Below are 15,796 nucleotides of genomic sequence, written 5' to 3'. Positions count from 1 at the left end.
GACGCCATAATTTCTTGTTAAACTATAACGAGAGACGAAGGACTGTTTCCAATACTGCTTCGGATGAGCCGTCTTTCCTAAAAAGTATCGCCATATGGTATTTTATATTCTAGTATCAGCATCGAAGTTAGTCCACGCAAGTTCAGGAATTGAAGGACTTTCAATTATATATCAAAAGGTTATCACATGAATTTGCGTCAATTAAATTACTTCGTTGCAATTGCCGAAGAACAAAATATGGGTCGCGCAGCCCAGAGGTTGAACATCTCACAACCGCCACTTAGCCGTCAAATTCATGCCCTCGAAATCGAACTGGGTGCACAGTTGTTCACACGGATGCCGAAAGGAATGGTCCTGACTGAAGCAGGGCGCATTTTATTGTCTGAGGCCAAAGAAATATTAGCGAAAACGAACCACGTTCAGGAACTTATCGAAGGGGTCGTCTCCGGTGATGTCGGTCAATTAAACGTTGGCTTTTTCGGATCGACAATCTACGGCGCTGTGCCGTCGATCCTACGCAAATTCAGTTCACAAAACCCGCGCATTAAAGTCACACTGCGATGGATGAGTAAGCCTGAACAGATCAACGCCATTCGAGACGGGCGCATACACATCGGCTTTGGGCGGTACTACTTCGCTGGCGACGACTTGGAAGAAGTCGGATTTTATCGTGAACAGCTCTTTGCGGCTGTGTTGAAAGACTCTGAGCTGTTCGAGGCTGACGAAGTCACGCTGGAACAGCTCAGCAAAACGCCATTGTTTTTATACCCAGCAGCCGATCCGCCCAGCATTGCAGATGAGGTCATCGCCGTCTTTCGCAAGGCAGGACTGAACCCTCAAGTGGAGCAAAAAGTACCAGACCTAACATCAGCGCTCGCACTCGTACGTTGCGGTAAAGGTTGCGCAATCGTCACGGAGGCTGCAACCGCACTCCAGTTTCCAGACATCAAGTTCCTCCGCATTTCAGACTGCAATGACTTCATTCCTACATCCTATTTGGTGTCGGCGAGAAATAAACCGCCTGTCCTACAAAAATTCTTGGACATCCTTGATGAAGACGTCACCACACATGGTCAAACTTAAACTTTGCCAATCTAAATGAAAAAGCCAGCGCTGCACGAGGCAGGCTGGCTTTTTTGCGACTATTTACTCGGCGCCAATTAGGTTTGGCGGCTTGGCATTGCGCCCGTGAAGACAGGCTTGCGCTTTTCCTTAAAGGCAAGTTTGGCCTCACGTCCATCAGGAGACATCGTGAGGTAATTTTGCATCGTGCCCGACGCGGCAAGGTGATTTGAATACCCTGCTGAATCCATCAAAATATTGGTCGACATCTTGGTGTATTTGATAGCCAAGGGTGGCAGCTCAGCCAACGCCGTGGCGTAATCATTCACCGCATCTGCAAACTCAGCAGCAGGCACACAGCGATTGATCAAGCCCCAACGCTCAGCTTCAGGCGCAGTCAATTTACGCCCCAGAAGTGACATCTCTAACGAACGCGCACGCCCTACGCTCAACAAGGCCACACCACCAGAATGATTGCCCGCTTGAATTTCACGCATTTGGAAATAAGCACTATCAACAGCGACCACCAAGTCACAAGACATCGCAATGTAAGACCCGCCCCCAACCGCCGGCCCGTTCACCGCCGCTACAATCGGCTTAGGACTGCGCTGCATCCGTTGGCGCGTGCCTTCATTCCAATGCCCATATTCGTTCATTTGCTCGCTGGTCGCGGTTGCCGTAAAGCGTAGATCTTGGCCGGAAGAGAAGAAATCTCCGCTGCCAGTCATCACAATGCAACGGCATTCGTCATTGCCTTCAAGCATTTCGAGCGCCTGAGAAATTTCTTGGAACACAAGTGTATCATGCGCATTTTTCACTTCAGGGCGGTTGAGTGTGATCGTCCAAACGGCACCAGCTTGTGAAACGAGTAGTGAGTCAAATGTCTTGGTCATGCGTCTTCTCCAATATGTGTCTTCAAGGCCAGACGCGACGGGCGCCTTAAAAAAACCTCTGCGATTTGTCTCAACATATTTTCGAAAGACCATATCCGGAAAATACTATTTCGCAGCAAACATCATACCATATTTGTATGCCTGTCACCGATGTGCCAAAAATCAAAGCGTCAAAAATCAAAACCTTCCATCATTCCGCTTTGGTATGAAGATGGCGCAGCAAAGGTATTTGTAACGTATCGCGGTATTTGACTAAATGCCTCCAAATCACGGGTGCATTCCACCCATGGCGTAAAAGGCAACTCGCTCCTCGTTCTTTAGACATTAGAAGAAAAAGTGGCGATTTTGCAGTGACCGTACAACGGAGAAAAACACATGGCTAAAATCGAATTCGGGGTCTTGGGTGGTCAAGCGATCATCGTGGTTTCTGGTAAAATCATCAACGTAAATGAACGTTCTGGCGGACAGTTCTCAAGTGACCCGATGGACGTTCTCGCGCATTGGCCCGCATTCGAAAAATGGGCGCGCGGAGTTGAAGCAACCGGTACAGAAGCTGACGTTGATTATGATGCGCTTGATTGCCCCGTACCAAAGCCAACAGCAATCTATGGTATCGGTCTCAACTACGCAGACCACGCAAAAGAAGCAGGTCTGGAGTTTCCAAAACAACCCATGGTTTTTGCAAAATACCCATGCTGCATTACCGACGCGACGGCTGACATTACGCTGACATCAAACCGTGTCGATTTTGAAGCTGAGCTGGTCGTAGCGATCAGTCGTGAAGCACATAAAATCAGCGAAGAGGATGCGATGTCCTATGTTGCTGGTTACTCGGTCGGCCAAGATATTTCTGATCGCCGCCAACAATTTTCAGACAAACCTCCGCAGTTTTGCCTCGGAAAATCTGCGCCGGGCTACGGTCCTTGCGGCCCTGTACTTGTGACAACAGATGGATTTGCGGACCCTCACGACATTGCGCTCAATTGCTTTATAAACGACGAACAAGTCCAAAATAGCAGCACAAAGCACCTGATTTTCAACGTCCCTCAACTGGTGTCGTTCTTGTCGCAATGGTGCATTCTGCAACCAGGCGATTTGATTTTCACAGGCACACCTGCCGGCGTTGGCGCTGTACGCACCCCACGTCGTTATCTGCAGCCTGGTGAAGTCATCACAACCAACATCGAGGGTATTGGCCAAATGCGCAACACCTGCGTTTAAGTCCAAACACGAGTAGAAAATAGGATACAACTATGTCTGACTATCAATATATGGACGACGTCGCGGCCCTGATGGCGCAACTCGGACGCAGAGCGCCGATTGACGGATCAATCGTGTTTTACGGGTCCTCTACGTTCAAAAACTGGAAGCGCATTACTGAGGATATGAACGATCTGGATGTCGTAAACGCTGGCTTCGGCGGCGGCACCTTTGAAGGCGCGATGCAACACTTTGATCGTGTTTTTGACGCTGTGACCCCGAAGATGATCGTTGTTTACTTTGGTGAGAACGACATCGCATGTGACGGTTTTACTGCTGAAGAAACATTGGCGTTGCATCAGGCATTCCATGCCCGTGTTCGTGAGAGGTTCCCAACACTTCCAGTGATCTACTTGCCTCCCAAAACAGGCATCATTCGTTGGATTTGGCATCCTGATTATGTTGAGTATAGTCGCCTTGTTGAAGCGGATACTCGGAATGATCCAAATGCATATTTTGCGGCTGTAGATGTGACAACGATCGGTTCAAACGGGCGTCCTGCGACGAAATTCTTCGAGCGTGACGGTATCCACATCGGCCCTAAAGGATATGCTGCTTGGACTCCCATTATAAAAGCAGCGATGGCGAAAGCAGGCTTGTAGTTTAGGGACATCGGCTAAGCATCCATTGTATGTCGTGAAGTCTGTCATCAAAAAATCGCGGGAGGCTGCAGGTCGATAAGCCGTGGACCGCTTCAAAGCTAACAAGTTTTAGAAACTGCGCGGGTTTAGGGATTGAGCAGCGTTCATGTTTGAGGGGGCTTGACACGAACGGTCCATTACTGACCTTTGCAGCGAATGTCTCGTTCGAGCCCACTTTTACCGATGCTGCGTGATGCATGAATGGCCGCTCACCCGCCGTCACGGGTCGGGCATCCGCCACTCTCTGGGCGCTTCTCGAATGTAACCTTGAAAAAGAAAGCCTCCATCCGGTTCCAAGACACGTTCGCATAGGTGAATAACGGAGGCGGTATCCTCTTTGGTGAATGCATTCTCAAAAGCATCCGTGAAACGCTGGTAGAACTCGGGATCAACGCTCATGAGTCTTCTGGGAATGCTCTTGCCCTTAGCAGACCATTGGTTTTGAGAACGAAAGAAATGATCTGCGGTGGCTGCGTAAAGATTAGAGACCACGATACGGAGCTCGTCTGAATTGCGTGGCTCACGGATATCTTCGACCATATCGCTGATTGCATAGCGCGAATTTTCACGTTCTTTCTGGCCCCACGGTATTGGACCTTCTTCCAGAATTTGAGTTGCCAGACCTTTGAGAAGACCACCACATTCCGTCTCATCAGGTATCTCGATGCCCTCATTGACCATGTTGGGTAGAGACGGCACTCCTGACGGGCGATCCACCTCCCGAAAGAAATACTCCAAAGTTTGAGCATCGTGTATGAATGCCTCAACAGGCCAGCCCTCAAAGGTAAAAGATTGCCGGACGGCGTTCTCGACGCTTTCAAAGACTACGACGAGGTCAAGGTCAGAATACGCCGTTGCTTCATCTCGAACCACCGAGCCCGCGAGCAGGCATGCACTTGCTGTTGGAAAAAACTGGTCGCGAATTTTATTGGCCGCAGACAAAGCCGCTGAAAGGTTCTGACTCAATGACAAACTCCCAGATGGTATGGGGGAACCGTGGGTCCCCTCTTGACTGTATCAGGTGATTGTCGGCGGCTCACGATTTTTTTCTGAAATCATGAAAGCCGCCGTTGGCATACGCGCAGCGAAATGGTGCTTCGTCCCGCTTAACAGACATCGGCGCATTATGCAGCGAAAGTCCGCAATCCGCCCTTGATGTCGAGTCTTGTACCAGACTAACCCAAAAACCTCTTTCCAGTTCAGACCGTTTTTTTGGGTGGAATTTTCGAGTTAAACAACCGTTTAAATCGTCGTAAACCCCATGTTTAACGGCCACTGAGGGGATTAGGTGGGTTTGCAATGCTTGGTGTCAGCAAAAGGTCTTTTACCTTACGAAAGCCCATAATGGCCTTATGTAATGTCGAGCGGACAAGAAAGACCTTGCAATATCAAACGCCAGCAGAAAAATTTGAAGCCTGTATTACAGTCACCTGTTGTAACCGCAGCCCAAAGTTGCCGAGGTATAAAAACTTACGAACCCATCAGTCGATCGAGGAACTCTGTGGTTGATTGCGCATCGCATGGCGCTACTATCATGCTAGGTAAAAGTTAAGTGAGGTTCATAGTGAGAACATATCCCATTCCCTTCAATGAGGAAGCACGCCTTCGGTCTGTCTTTGCCGTTCCCGGCTTGAACGAAGCGAATGGAGGGGTCTTCGATGCAATTTGCGAAGCGACAAGAAAAATTCTTGACTGCCCTATTGCCCATATCAGTGTCGTTGAAGGTGACACCCAGTGGTACAAATCTGTCGTAGGGATTGAGCTTGGACGGATGCCGAAGAGCAACAGCTTTTGCACCCACACGATAATGTCTGGCAAACCGATGGTCGTGCCAGACCTGAGCAAAGATCCTCGGTTTGAGACCCATCCTATGGTTGCTGAAGGAGGGCCCGGTGCGCGCTTCTATGCTGGGGTTCCACTGGTTCTGTCGTCGGGGCAACGTTTCGGAAGTTTATGCGGACTTGATCTGGTCCCTCACGAAGCGCCATCGGATCACCAAATGTCCATTCTAATAGATTTGGGAAAGGCGGTGGTTGCTGCGCTGGAAGGCATTCCGCCAAAACCTGTGGAACAAACAGAAGACGAAGACGCAAAGTCGACTTTTATCACCCTTATAGGGCATGAATTGCGCACGCCGCTCACCATTCTCTTTGGCAGTTTGCAATTGCAAGAAGCGGTGGCCGATCAAGGCACCAACAAGGCATTAATCAGCTCGGCGCGAAAATCAACAGAGCATCTTATGGGGCTCGTTGAAACGATTATTACATACAGTAACGCCTCGACCGGCGAACTTTCCCTAAATGAGCAGGTCTGCGAGTTGGAAGGCATACTGCAAGGCGTTTGCGAACTGGTATTGCCGGGCGTTGATGGTGAATTGAAGTCGATTACTTTTAATGAGGGTTCACTGCCCCCCCCACTCTTTATCGATCCTGATCAGATCAAACTTGCTCTGCATGCTCTTGCTCTTAATGCAATTAACCATGGCGGCCAAAAAATTTCCCTTGCAAGCCGTATAGACGCGTCCGGAAATATTGAACTTTCAATCACTGATGATGGCACGCTTGATGAAAACCTTGAGCTCGCGGCTCTCTACGAACCTTTCGTTGTCGGTGGCAATATCAATGAGAGGGGGACGCGGGGCGGATTGGGCCTTGGTCTCCCGTTGACGCGGAAATTGGTAGAGCTTCATGGTGGAGAGTTCGAGGTGCAAGCCGCAGAAAACAGTACCGCTGCAATCATCCGCTTGCCAGCTTGGCGTATGAGGACTGCTTAACTCGGCTGACTGGCCTGTTTACTATATATTGCAAGTTAGTGATCCTGAGGGCTCAACAAGCAGCACTTTGTCCCGCATAGCAGACATCGGCGCAGAACGCAGCGAAGGGGGATCAGGCGTGGCTGGCCTCTGTGGATGATCTGGATGAGGCGACTTGAGACCTACCTGTCCGTCAAAAACCCCAACGCCCCCGAAAAGCCCCCCCTGTGCGCACCTCAAGAGTTCATCGCGGATATGCTGGCACGAGATGCCGAGACCGCGCAGATTTTGGAAAAGATCAGAGGCATGCTGTGAAGGCGGGGTGGGAGGACGCGACCCTCGGAAATGTGTGTGAGATCATATCGGGATCGGGCTTCCCGAAGAAACACCAAGGCGAAACCGATGGTGAGTTGCTGCCGTTCACGAGTTGGCCCGACGCTGCGCTGCAGCTTCCCCGAAGCAGATGTTCATCTAAGACGCAGCATTTTTGGGGTACCAAGGTCTGCAACGCGGACAAAGCGAGCTTTCGCCACGGCGGCATGAACGACAGCTATCGAGAAAAATGGGCATCAGTTCGACTGCAATCTTAACCCTCCCAAAAACGGTCGCTTTTGGGAGGGTTGCGCCGCAGCTAGTTCGGACCAAACACCCGCAACTACCTCACCCAAACGTAAGGTCTGCAATGGCAAGGCTTACGCCAAACCCTATCAAAGCGACCCCAAAGACCCTGTCGATCCAGTGGCTAATACCAAGAAGTTTGCGACGCAGCACAGGGGCACCAAAGAACGCGGCAACAAGCCCGAACCAAATGACATGCGCCAGAGAAATAAAACTGCCATAGGCGATGCGCGCCGTTAACGGTGTCGCGGCACTGACCACTTGGGTGAACAGGCTTATGATAAAGATCGCGGTCTTGGGGTTCAGGGCATTTGTCCAAAACCCGACACGCAGGGCCGCGGCATCCGAAAGAACTCGATTAACGGGCGCGTCCACCTCACTGTGCGGGCGGCTCATCACCATTTTTGTGCCCAGCCAGATCAAATAGGCAGCACCCGCCAGCTTCATGATATCAAGCAACCAAGGGGAATAACGGATCATCACTCCGATGCCCAACAGCGTATAGCTGACATGCACCAGAACCCCTGCGCCAATGCCGAACGCGGTCAATATCCCCGCGCGTTTTGAAAGCGTCAGCGCATTGCGCGACACCATTGCAAAATCTGGCCCCGGACTGATGACAGCCAGAAGTGTAATCGTAATAATAGCAAACCATTCAGTCATAATGTTCCCCTTTGGATAGGGTCTAATTAGATCATTGGCGCTGCTGAGAAAAACGATGACTTCTGACACTATTAATGATTTAATCTGACAGATGCGAAGTCCAATAACATCTCTGCCTGCCCTATCATGCTTTCGCGCCGCTGCGAAATTTGAAAGCTTTAGCAAAGCGGCAGATAGCCTAAATTTAACCCATGGCGCAGTTAGTCGCGCGGTGCGATTGCTCGAAAGTGATCTGGGAACTGCCCTTTTTACGCGCCGAAATCGGTCGGTTTTTTTAACAGATGCAGGGCGCAAACTCGCGCAATCTGTTACACATGGGCTGGGGCATATCGAAGATACGATCAGCAGTATCAGAGCCGAACAGGTCCATGTTCAGGTCACTGTTTCATGCGAACCCACGTTAATGATGCGTTGGCTTATCCCGCGCCTATCCACGTTTCGCCGACAATACCCAGAGGCTGACATTCGGTTGGTTGCCGGCGGTGGTCCGGTCGCGCTGGGTGATGGAATTGACCTTGCAATTCGGCGCGATGACTTTGATCTGCCGAAAAACTATAGCAAAGCGCCGTTGTTTTCAGAATGGATTGGCCCCGTATGCAGGCCCGATCTTCATGAGCGTTTTTTCGAAAATGGCCAATTACGCCCCGACGCGTCATTGCTGCATAGTAGAACGCGCCCCTCTGCATGGCACGCATGGGCAGGCCTTTCCAAGGCGACTTTGGGCGTGCATCCTGATACGGAATTCGAACATTTTTACTTCAGCCTGCAAGCCGCAATCGCAGGCCTTGGCGTTGCTATCGGGCCATGGCACCTTGTACAAGACGATCTGGATGCAGGCATATTGTGCGCGCCCGCCGGATTTCTGAAAGATGGTAGCAGCTATGTTTTGTTGGCACCCGAAGGTAACCCCGAACAGAATGTGCAATCCTGCTTTCGTGACTGGCTAACAGACCTCGCAACAAACGAACGCTGCCCGTAACGAACCTTTTGTGCTTATGCCAAAGCAGCCATTCCTGCTTTGCAGAAGATCGATAACATGGGCTCGAAGCTGCCATTCGCTTCAAAGAGCACGAAGGTCAGCTAATGGGATCACGGCGCGTGCGTAACCCCAACAAGGCCACGACCCGCGTGTCGATCAACAGGCCGAATACATATGAGCGACTTCCGAGAACATGCCAGAAATCATTTGCGAACAGCAGCCGGTACATACATGTGGGCCGTTCACTACGCCTCAAAGCTATCTTAAATTTAATCCCTATTCGTATGAGCATACAGCGCGAAATAAGCCAACTTAGCCTCATGATATAACCCAATACCCCGCCCACCTTGGCGGTTTTTTTGTTGGGGTTTTTGGGCCAATTTAGGCCTATCATGAACACACCAAATCACATAACCGCCCTTAGTAAAGGGCGGATTGCAGACTTTCGCTGCGTTTTGCGCTTAGGTCTGCTACGCGACCCTTCCGCCGTTTATTACGGCCTTATTAAAGCCGTAAAGATTGTGGTATTTCATTCAGACGTTATCGTATTTTGGTTTTCAAAATTTGACTATCTGGCCATCGTCAGTTGATCCCAATCTGCATAGTCTGGAGATCCTTCGCCGCGGATATCGCCTGCGTAACCATATTCGATCATATGCACCATCGTTGTGGTCTTCGTCGCGAAAATCACGCTGTAGCTTTCCGTCAAGTCGGCTGCTGACAGCAGTTTTGTCGCTGCGAAATCAGGCCAGCCTGCATGGTTGGTGCCGCGTGGGGCAGAAAACGGAATTCCGTGCAGAGACCCTGACAGGTGCATGTGGCAATGACCGTGGAATATGTGACGAATTTTGGCTGCATAAGGCGCGACTGTGGCTGCAAACCGGTCTGCATCCAGCAGCATAATTTCATCCATCGGCGCGACCTCAATCGGTACCGGGTTGTGATGCATGAAAATCCAGACAGGGCCTTCGAGCGTCTTTAATTGCTCTGTCAGCCAAGCCGCGCGCATGGCGCAAAAATGCCCCGCGTGGGAGGCTGGCCCCCAAGTGTCCAACAAGATCGCATGACCAATGGACAGCGGGATCACCTTTTGCGCAAAACCGTCTGCGCCTTCGTTTTCGGGGAACACGTCGAAAAACGTCTGACGGTCATCATGATTACCGATACACAAATGCACTGGTATATTCACAGCGGCCAATTGGTCCTTGAGGCGCATGTAATCATCAGCCTCCCCCCAATCCGACAGATCGCCGGTGATGATCAGCGCTTCAGCATCGGGGTGATGCTGGATGGCATGGGCCAAAGCCTTGGTGAAATTGGCATTGGGATCGCGTCCGCCGATGGTTTTGCCGGGAGTGGTCAGGTGGATGTCAGTGATTTGCAACAGTTTCATGGTCATTTCCTAGAGATAGTTGTGGCCACCAAAACACGTCGGTGGCCACAGATTGATTTAGTCGAGAAGCTCTTGAACTTCCTCAGTCAATTGCTCTTGCAGCTCGGACATGTCCTCATACTCACCGCTCACGATGCCTTCGAGACCATCATAGATCACCTGCGTTGCGGCCAAACCGTTGTCGCCAGGGTATGCTTGCCACTCGCGCAGCAATGGCAGTTGGCGCACAGCTGTCGCTTTGGCTGGGTTTTCAGCGTAGAAATCTTTGAGAATGATTTCATTGGCTGCTTGGTTTGGCGGCATGTAGCCCGTTGTGCGTGCCACTTCGGCAGCGCCTTCGCCAGACGTGATGAACTTGAGCCATTCCCAAGCGGCTGCGCGCACGGCTGGATCTTCAGATGTAGAGGTCAACATCGCAGCGTTGCCGCCAGCAGGCAGGCCCATCGGGCCTGTGGCTGCAAAGCCAGGGAATTCGTTGGTGACCAAAGTGAAATCACCCATGGAGCGTTCCACCGCGCCCACAGCAGATGTAGACCAGAACATCATGCCAATTTCGCCCGCAGAGAAAGACGACAAGGCGGCTTTCCATTCGATGTTTTGCATGTCGCAACCGTCAAACAATGCGTCCATTTGCTCAAGCGCTTTAAGACCCTCAGGGCTATCGAGGTTGAAATCATTGCCGATCACAGTTGGCGTGTCTTGTGACCACATCAAAGCCTGCAAAAACCAGTTGCCTGTGATATTCCAGCCCCAGAACATGGGGTTGTCAACGCCTGCTTCAGTCAGCTTGGCGCAGGTGCCGATGACCTCATCCCATGTTTTGGGCAGTTGGTCTGCGGATGTGATGCCAGCTTTGGCCATCACTTCCATGTTGTAATAACCAACAGGCAAAGAGATCGAGAACGGCAGGCCGTAGACTTCTTCGTTGAATGTGCCTAGGTCGAGCATCGCCTGATGGTAGCCGTCTTTGGCGAAATCAGTTTCATTTGCGATGAAGGGCTCAAGCGATTGCGCGATGCCTTTGTCGACCAAGATCGCTTGGCGGTTGAGACCCTGCATGGTCACGTCAGGCAATTCGCCCGCGATGGCTTCACGCAGAATGGTGTTATTCGCGTCCTCGTAGTTCTCATAAGTGGCGCGGAATTTCACCTCGATGTTTGGATGTGCCTCATGGAACAGCGGCATGATGTTCTCATAAGTGACGTCGAAAAGGTGGCTATAGGGATAGGCAAACTCAATAGTCACCTTATCTTGTGCCGAAGCCGTGCCCGCGCTGAGCACGAGAAGCATTGCAGTTGTCAGATTTTTCATTACGTTATCTCCAGTTGCCTTTGTGCCCGGGGTGATTTGGCGATTGAACCGGGCGTGATTGTCCCTTGCGGGATTGGGTGATAGGGCGCGTCGCTTGATGCGCCCTACTTCATTCCTGATAAGGTGATCCCTTCGATGAACCGGCGTTGGGCCAGCATGAAGACCACGATCAACGGGGTGACGATGACGACGGCTGTGGCCATCATCGGTCCGAAATTGCTGCCATCCGCATCGCCTTTGAATTCGCGCAAACCCAATGGTGGCGTGAACAAATCGCGATTGCCGGTGATGACGATGCGGGGCCAAAAATAATCATTCCAATGGGCCACGACGCTGAAAATCGCGAACGCCATAAGCGCAGGGATGGCGGTGGGCAGCATGACTTTCCAGATGATGCTGTACTCAGACATGCCATCCATACGCGCCGCATCAATCAAATCATCAGGCACGGTCATGAAAAACTGGCGCATCAAAAAGATGCCAAAAACGCTAATCGTCCAAGGCACAATGAGGGCGGCGTAAGAATTGGTCATCCCCAACTTGGCCAGCATGATATAAAGCGGCAAAGCGATCGCATGCACAGGGATCAGCAAGCAAAACAGTACAAGCCCGAAAACCGCGTCACGTCCCCAAAAGCGCAGCTTGGCCAGCGCATAGGCGCAGGGCAGGGCCACGATAACTTGGATCAAAAAGATCGATGCGGTGACAAAGACCCCATTGGCCAGATACCGCAACAGCGGCGCTTTGGAAAACGCAGTGGTGTAATTGTAGATCCATGGCCTGACCATGCAGTCGGCGGCGGCATTGCCGCGTGCGACGCAATAGTCATCACGAAACAGCTCTTGTGCGCCAAAAATGCCACCGGAATTGGTCATAATCTCGTTTGGGCTTTTGAGGCTGTAGCTCACCATCACATAGAACGGCAGCAACACGATGAGCGCCCCAAGTATGAGCACGACATGCTTCATCGTCTCAGTCGTCGAAAAGCGATTAAGCATAGTGCGTTCTCCGTTCAATCAGCCAGCGTTGCAGCAAAGTCAGGATCAAAACAAACCCAAGGAACACCATGGTAATGGCGGCTCCGATCCCCATCAGGTTTTGCTGGATTGCTTTTTCATAGATCGCAAACATCATCACATAGACGGATTTCGAAGGCCCGCCGCCTTGGGGGTAAAAGGCTTCGACAGTATCGAAGACTTGAAAGGACCGGATCATGCTGATGGTGACGACAAACACAGTGGTCGGCCCAAGCATCGGCCAAGTGATCAGCCGAAAACGATCCCAACTTGCATAAGCCCCGTCCATTTCGGCCGCATGATACAGATCGCGCGGAATGCCTGTCAGCCCCGCAAGATACAGCACCATATTGAACCCGAAGCCTTGCCAAATGCCGATGAAACTGACGGTCCAGATGGCGTAATCACGATCTGTTAGCCAAAGCGGGAAGGTGCGTGCACAGCCTTTGGCGTACCAAGACCAGCCCTCTAGAAACGTGCCACAGCCGTGTTCCAGCGTTGCGTTGATGATGCCGATGGTGGGGTGAAACGCGAATTCCCATACTATGGCCATGGCAATCAAAGCGGCCATAACAGGCAAGAAATAGATCGTTTTGTAGACATCCCCGAACCGCGTCAGTGAATTGATCAGCAAGGCCGCGCCGAGTCCCAAACCAACGGTCATGGGCACCACGACAAACACATAGCGAAATGTTGCGCCGAACATCTTGGCATAGGTGCTGCGCGTGAAGATCTTTTCGTAGTTTTCAAATCCAACAAAATTGGCGCTTGGATTGCCCAGCGAATAATCGGTAAAGCTCATGCCTGCTGCAACCACGATGGGCACAAGCAGGATCAAGAACATCAAGATTAAAGCCGGTCCGATGAACCATAAATAAGCGTAACGGTCCCGCATTAGGTCATCTCCGCCATTTGTGTTGCAAGCGCGCGCAGGCGTGCGCCTTGGACATCAAACATCAGCACATGGTCTGGATGGATTGAAAAAGTGACCTGCGCGCCCAAAGCGGCTGCTTGATCTGGCCTGCTGCGCAAAACCAAAGTGCCGTCATGTCCCTCGACTGTCACATGCAAGAAAATATCAGAGCCAAGGTTTTCGCGGTGCTTGACCATGCCTTTGAATGGCCCCGCGTCGCTTAGGCTGAGATGTTCTGGGCGGATGCCAACCGTGACCGGTTGTGCCGCAACGCGCTGTGCCGCTGCAATGCGATGTCCAAAGACAGTGAGATATCCATGCGCATCGACTTCCCCCGGCACCGTGTTGATGCCAGGGGAGCCAACAAACCGCGCGACGGCCAAAGAATTGGGGTCGCGGTAAATATCGTCAGGCTCGCCAAATTGCAGGATGTTCCCGTCCATCATCACGGCCATGCGGTCAGACATGGTCAGCGCCTCGGCCTGATCGTGAGTCACATAGACAAAGGTGGTCTTCAGGCGACGGTGCAATTCAGCCAACTCGCTGCGCATATGAACACGCAAAGCGGCATCAAGATTCGACAGGGGCTCGTCCATCAAAAAGGCCACTGGGTTGCGCACCATGGCCCGCCCCAGCGCCACGCGTTGACGTTGTCCACCCGACAGCTGCCCCGGTTTGCGCGGCAATAGATCGGTTATTTTAAGGGTCTGCGCTGTATTTTCGACTAAATCATTCAATGCGCGGCGTTTGCTGCGCGACAACAGCGGCCCCAAAATGGGCAAGCGCTCAAGCTTGGTGAGATCGCGCAACAGCAAGGGCGTCAGCATGTTTTGTGCCACGCTGAGATGCGGATAAAGCGCGTAAGATTGAAACACCATGGCCAGATTGCGTGCACAGGGGCGGGTTTGCGTCACATCAGCCTCGCCAATGGTCACCGTGCCCGCATCTGCCACCTCAAGCCCCGCGAGGATGCGCAGCAATGTCGATTTTCCGCAACCCGACGGCCCAACAAGGGTCACGAATTCCCCGTCTTGGATGTCGAGGGTGACGCCCTTCAGGACTGTCGTTGCGCCAAAGGATTTGGTGATCTGCCGCAGTGATATTGATGACATCTGTGCCCCCAAGGCGTTGTCTCGTTTGGCATAGGCTAATCAGTGCAGATATCGATTCTGTGACAATATATAAGTGTTACTTATGCAAACTAGAGTCTTTGTGAGGTTGAGAAGCCTGAGATCATGGAGGCAGCATGCGCAGATCAAATCCCTTTCAGTTGACGGCTTTTTCATACGTTGTACGTGAAGGCAGCGTGACCGAGGCCGCCCGCAAGCTCGGCGTGTCGCAGTCCGCCGTCACGCAGCACCTTCAAAAACTAGAGGCGTCCGTTGGCGCAAAACTCATTACCCGCAACAGAGATGGACAAAGCTTGACCCGCACGGGGCAAGACATATTTGAGCTGGCCGAACGGCATGTGGCGTTAGAGAGGCTTATTGCTGAACGTTTGGCCGGATATGCAGCACTCGACAGCGGGCATCTGACCATTATCGCGAATGCCCCTGTACCGGCGCTCAGCCTGATTGCACGGTTCAACAAGCAGTGGCCAAACGTGCAAATTGATTTCACCTTGTATGACTGGACCACGGCGATCGACATGCTACGTACCCATCAGGTTGATATCGCGCTCATTTTCGAGCCGACCCCATCAGCAGAATGGACGATCCAAGAGATCGGCCAAGAGCGCTATGTTTTATATGTCCCAGCCAATCATCCGTTTGCCACACGCAGCACAATCAGCCTGAGAGAACTGTCAGATCAAATGCTACTTTTGCCAGAGCAAGGGTCGATGACCCAAAGGGTGGTCCGCGAAGCCATGGGGCGACATAACGTGACCCCGCGACGCACCATGAAAACCACCACATTCCCAGTGATGAAAGAGGCCATTTTGCAAGGTGCGGGGGTTGGAATATTCTTGGAAAATAGCACAGCAGACACAGATGTATTGGTCAGCATCCCCATTGATGAGATGCCCGAAACTTACAAAAGCTGTATTGTCGTTCCTAAAAACAAACACGATCTAAGATTGGTTCAAAGTTTTCTGTCGGTCGTTGACTTATGACCATAGGTTCGAAAATTTCGCAAACTGTGGTGTATGGTGACGCAAAACAATATTAAGTATCACCATCCACTAAAGCGGTCATTCGCTTCGAAGAACACCAAGGTCCGGTTTGGGCGGTGGCCTCAACTGGTCGGCGCAACACTTTAATCTTTAGGAAGAGATGGAGTGTTTTAAATGAAGTA

The 15,796-nt window shown here is 51.6% G+C and carries 15 protein-coding genes; 7 read left to right on the top strand and 8 right to left on the bottom strand.

Annotated elements, in window-relative coordinates:
* Positions 1-186: 186 nt before the first annotated feature.
* Positions 187-1,083: a LysR family transcriptional regulator gene (locus tag WNY38_RS17200; protein ID WP_342858599.1), complete on the top strand. Its 897-nt coding sequence runs from the start codon at positions 187-189 to the stop codon at positions 1,081-1,083.
* A gap of 77 nt (positions 1,084-1,160) precedes the next feature.
* Here WNY38_RS17200 and WNY38_RS17195 read toward each other — a convergent pair whose 3' ends face one another.
* Positions 1,161-1,955, bottom strand: coding sequence for an enoyl-CoA hydratase/isomerase family protein (locus tag WNY38_RS17195; RefSeq protein ID WP_342858598.1), 795 nt, complete (start codon positions 1,953-1,955; stop codon positions 1,161-1,163).
* 375 nt (positions 1,956-2,330) lie between these two features.
* On the opposite strand from WNY38_RS17195, the gene WNY38_RS17190 reads away from it, so the two are divergent.
* Both WNY38_RS17190 and WNY38_RS17185 read left to right on the top strand, forming a co-directional pair.
* The gene (locus WNY38_RS17190) at positions 2,331-3,176 is read left to right on the top strand and encodes a fumarylacetoacetate hydrolase family protein (protein ID WP_342858597.1); all 846 of its coding nucleotides are present in this window, start codon (positions 2,331-2,333) and stop codon (positions 3,174-3,176) included.
* Positions 3,177-3,208: 32 nt separating this feature from the next.
* Positions 3,209-3,817 (top strand): GDSL-type esterase/lipase family protein, encoded by a 609-nt coding sequence (locus tag WNY38_RS17185; protein WP_342858596.1) that lies wholly within the window; start codon positions 3,209-3,211, stop codon positions 3,815-3,817.
* 258 nt (positions 3,818-4,075) lie between these two features.
* On the opposite strand, the gene WNY38_RS17180 is transcribed toward WNY38_RS17185, so the two are convergent.
* Positions 4,076-4,822, bottom strand: coding sequence for a nucleotidyltransferase domain-containing protein (locus WNY38_RS17180; RefSeq protein ID WP_342858595.1), 747 nt, complete (start codon positions 4,820-4,822; stop codon positions 4,076-4,078).
* A gap of 598 nt (positions 4,823-5,420) precedes the next feature.
* Between WNY38_RS17180 and WNY38_RS17175 the strand changes: the two genes are divergently transcribed.
* The gene (locus tag WNY38_RS17175; RefSeq protein ID WP_342858594.1) at positions 5,421-6,629 is read left to right on the top strand and encodes a GAF domain-containing sensor histidine kinase; all 1,209 of its coding nucleotides are present in this window, start codon (positions 5,421-5,423) and stop codon (positions 6,627-6,629) included.
* A 144-nt stretch (positions 6,630-6,773) separates the two neighbouring features.
* On the top strand, positions 6,774-6,923 hold the full coding sequence (locus WNY38_RS17170; protein ID WP_342858593.1) for a hypothetical protein: 150 nt from the start codon (positions 6,774-6,776) through the stop codon (positions 6,921-6,923).
* Between the two features lie 345 nt (positions 6,924-7,268).
* Here the strand turns inward: WNY38_RS17170 and WNY38_RS17165 are convergent, their stop codons facing one another.
* The gene (locus tag WNY38_RS17165) at positions 7,269-7,889 is read right to left on the bottom strand and encodes a LysE family transporter (protein ID WP_342858592.1); all 621 of its coding nucleotides are present in this window, start codon (positions 7,887-7,889) and stop codon (positions 7,269-7,271) included.
* Positions 7,890-7,980: 91 nt separating this feature from the next.
* Here WNY38_RS17165 and WNY38_RS17160 point away from each other — a divergent pair, with 91 nt between their 5' ends.
* Positions 7,981-8,868 (top strand): LysR substrate-binding domain-containing protein, encoded by an 888-nt coding sequence (locus tag WNY38_RS17160; protein ID WP_342858591.1) that lies wholly within the window; start codon positions 7,981-7,983, stop codon positions 8,866-8,868.
* A gap of 568 nt (positions 8,869-9,436) precedes the next feature.
* On the opposite strand, the gene WNY38_RS17155 is transcribed toward WNY38_RS17160, so the two are convergent.
* From WNY38_RS17155 to WNY38_RS17135, 5 genes are all read right to left on the bottom strand, one after another.
* The gene (locus WNY38_RS17155; RefSeq protein ID WP_342858590.1) at positions 9,437-10,261 is read right to left on the bottom strand and encodes a phosphodiesterase; all 825 of its coding nucleotides are present in this window, start codon (positions 10,259-10,261) and stop codon (positions 9,437-9,439) included.
* Positions 10,262-10,318: 57 nt separating this feature from the next.
* On the bottom strand, positions 10,319-11,572 hold the full coding sequence (locus tag WNY38_RS17150; RefSeq protein ID WP_342858589.1) for an extracellular solute-binding protein: 1,254 nt from the start codon (positions 11,570-11,572) through the stop codon (positions 10,319-10,321).
* A 104-nt stretch (positions 11,573-11,676) separates the two neighbouring features.
* Positions 11,677-12,570, bottom strand: a complete 894-nt coding sequence (locus tag WNY38_RS17145) for a carbohydrate ABC transporter permease (RefSeq protein WP_342858588.1) — start codon at positions 12,568-12,570, stop codon at positions 11,677-11,679.
* Complete coding sequence (locus tag WNY38_RS17140; RefSeq protein ID WP_342858587.1) at positions 12,563-13,483, bottom strand: sugar ABC transporter permease; 921 nt, start codon at positions 13,481-13,483, stop codon at positions 12,563-12,565. Before WNY38_RS17140 ends, WNY38_RS17145 begins: the two co-directional genes overlap by 8 nt.
* Positions 13,483-14,613: an ABC transporter ATP-binding protein gene (locus tag WNY38_RS17135; RefSeq protein ID WP_342858586.1), complete on the bottom strand. Its 1,131-nt coding sequence runs from the start codon at positions 14,611-14,613 to the stop codon at positions 13,483-13,485. Before WNY38_RS17135 ends, WNY38_RS17140 begins: the two co-directional genes overlap by 1 nt.
* Positions 14,614-14,747: 134 nt before the next feature.
* Here WNY38_RS17135 and WNY38_RS17130 point away from each other — a divergent pair, with 134 nt between their 5' ends.
* The gene (locus WNY38_RS17130; protein ID WP_342858585.1) at positions 14,748-15,614 is read left to right on the top strand and encodes a LysR family transcriptional regulator; all 867 of its coding nucleotides are present in this window, start codon (positions 14,748-14,750) and stop codon (positions 15,612-15,614) included.
* The last annotated feature ends 182 nt before the right edge of the window (positions 15,615-15,796 follow it).

Origin of the sequence: Pacificibacter sp. AS14 (assembly GCF_038899935.1) — a bacterium.
Classification (GTDB): Bacteria; Pseudomonadota; Alphaproteobacteria; order Rhodobacterales; family Rhodobacteraceae; genus Celeribacter.
The sequence above is the reverse complement of the archived record's forward strand: the minus strand, read 5'-3'. Positions and strand labels throughout refer to the sequence as shown.

What these genes read in the sequence shown, in the direction of transcription:
- WNY38_RS17200 (WP_342858599.1), top strand. Translation starts at nt 187, where the DNA reads ATGAATTTGCGTCAATTAAATTACTTCGTTGCAATTGCCGAAGAACAA.
- WNY38_RS17195 (WP_342858598.1), bottom strand. Translation starts at nt 1,955, where the DNA reads ATGACCAAGACATTTGACTCACTACTCGTTTCACAAGCTGGTGCCGTT.
- WNY38_RS17190 (WP_342858597.1), top strand. Translation starts at nt 2,331, where the DNA reads ATGGCTAAAATCGAATTCGGGGTCTTGGGTGGTCAAGCGATCATCGTG.
- WNY38_RS17185 (WP_342858596.1), top strand. Translation starts at nt 3,209, where the DNA reads ATGTCTGACTATCAATATATGGACGACGTCGCGGCCCTGATGGCGCAA.
- WNY38_RS17170 (WP_342858593.1), top strand. Translation starts at nt 6,774, where the DNA reads ATGAGGCGACTTGAGACCTACCTGTCCGTCAAAAACCCCAACGCCCCC.
- WNY38_RS17165 (WP_342858592.1), bottom strand. Translation starts at nt 7,889, where the DNA reads ATGACTGAATGGTTTGCTATTATTACGATTACACTTCTGGCTGTCATC.
- WNY38_RS17160 (WP_342858591.1), top strand. Translation starts at nt 7,981, where the DNA reads ATGCGAAGTCCAATAACATCTCTGCCTGCCCTATCATGCTTTCGCGCC.
- WNY38_RS17155 (WP_342858590.1), bottom strand. Translation starts at nt 10,261, where the DNA reads ATGAAACTGTTGCAAATCACTGACATCCACCTGACCACTCCCGGCAAA.
- WNY38_RS17150 (WP_342858589.1), bottom strand. Translation starts at nt 11,572, where the DNA reads ATGAAAAATCTGACAACTGCAATGCTTCTCGTGCTCAGCGCGGGCACG.
- WNY38_RS17145 (WP_342858588.1), bottom strand. Translation starts at nt 12,570, where the DNA reads ATGCTTAATCGCTTTTCGACGACTGAGACGATGAAGCATGTCGTGCTC.
- WNY38_RS17140 (WP_342858587.1), bottom strand. Translation starts at nt 13,483, where the DNA reads ATGCGGGACCGTTACGCTTATTTATGGTTCATCGGACCGGCTTTAATC.
- WNY38_RS17135 (WP_342858586.1), bottom strand. Translation starts at nt 14,613, where the DNA reads ATGTCATCAATATCACTGCGGCAGATCACCAAATCCTTTGGCGCAACG.
- WNY38_RS17130 (WP_342858585.1), top strand. Translation starts at nt 14,748, where the DNA reads ATGCGCAGATCAAATCCCTTTCAGTTGACGGCTTTTTCATACGTTGTA.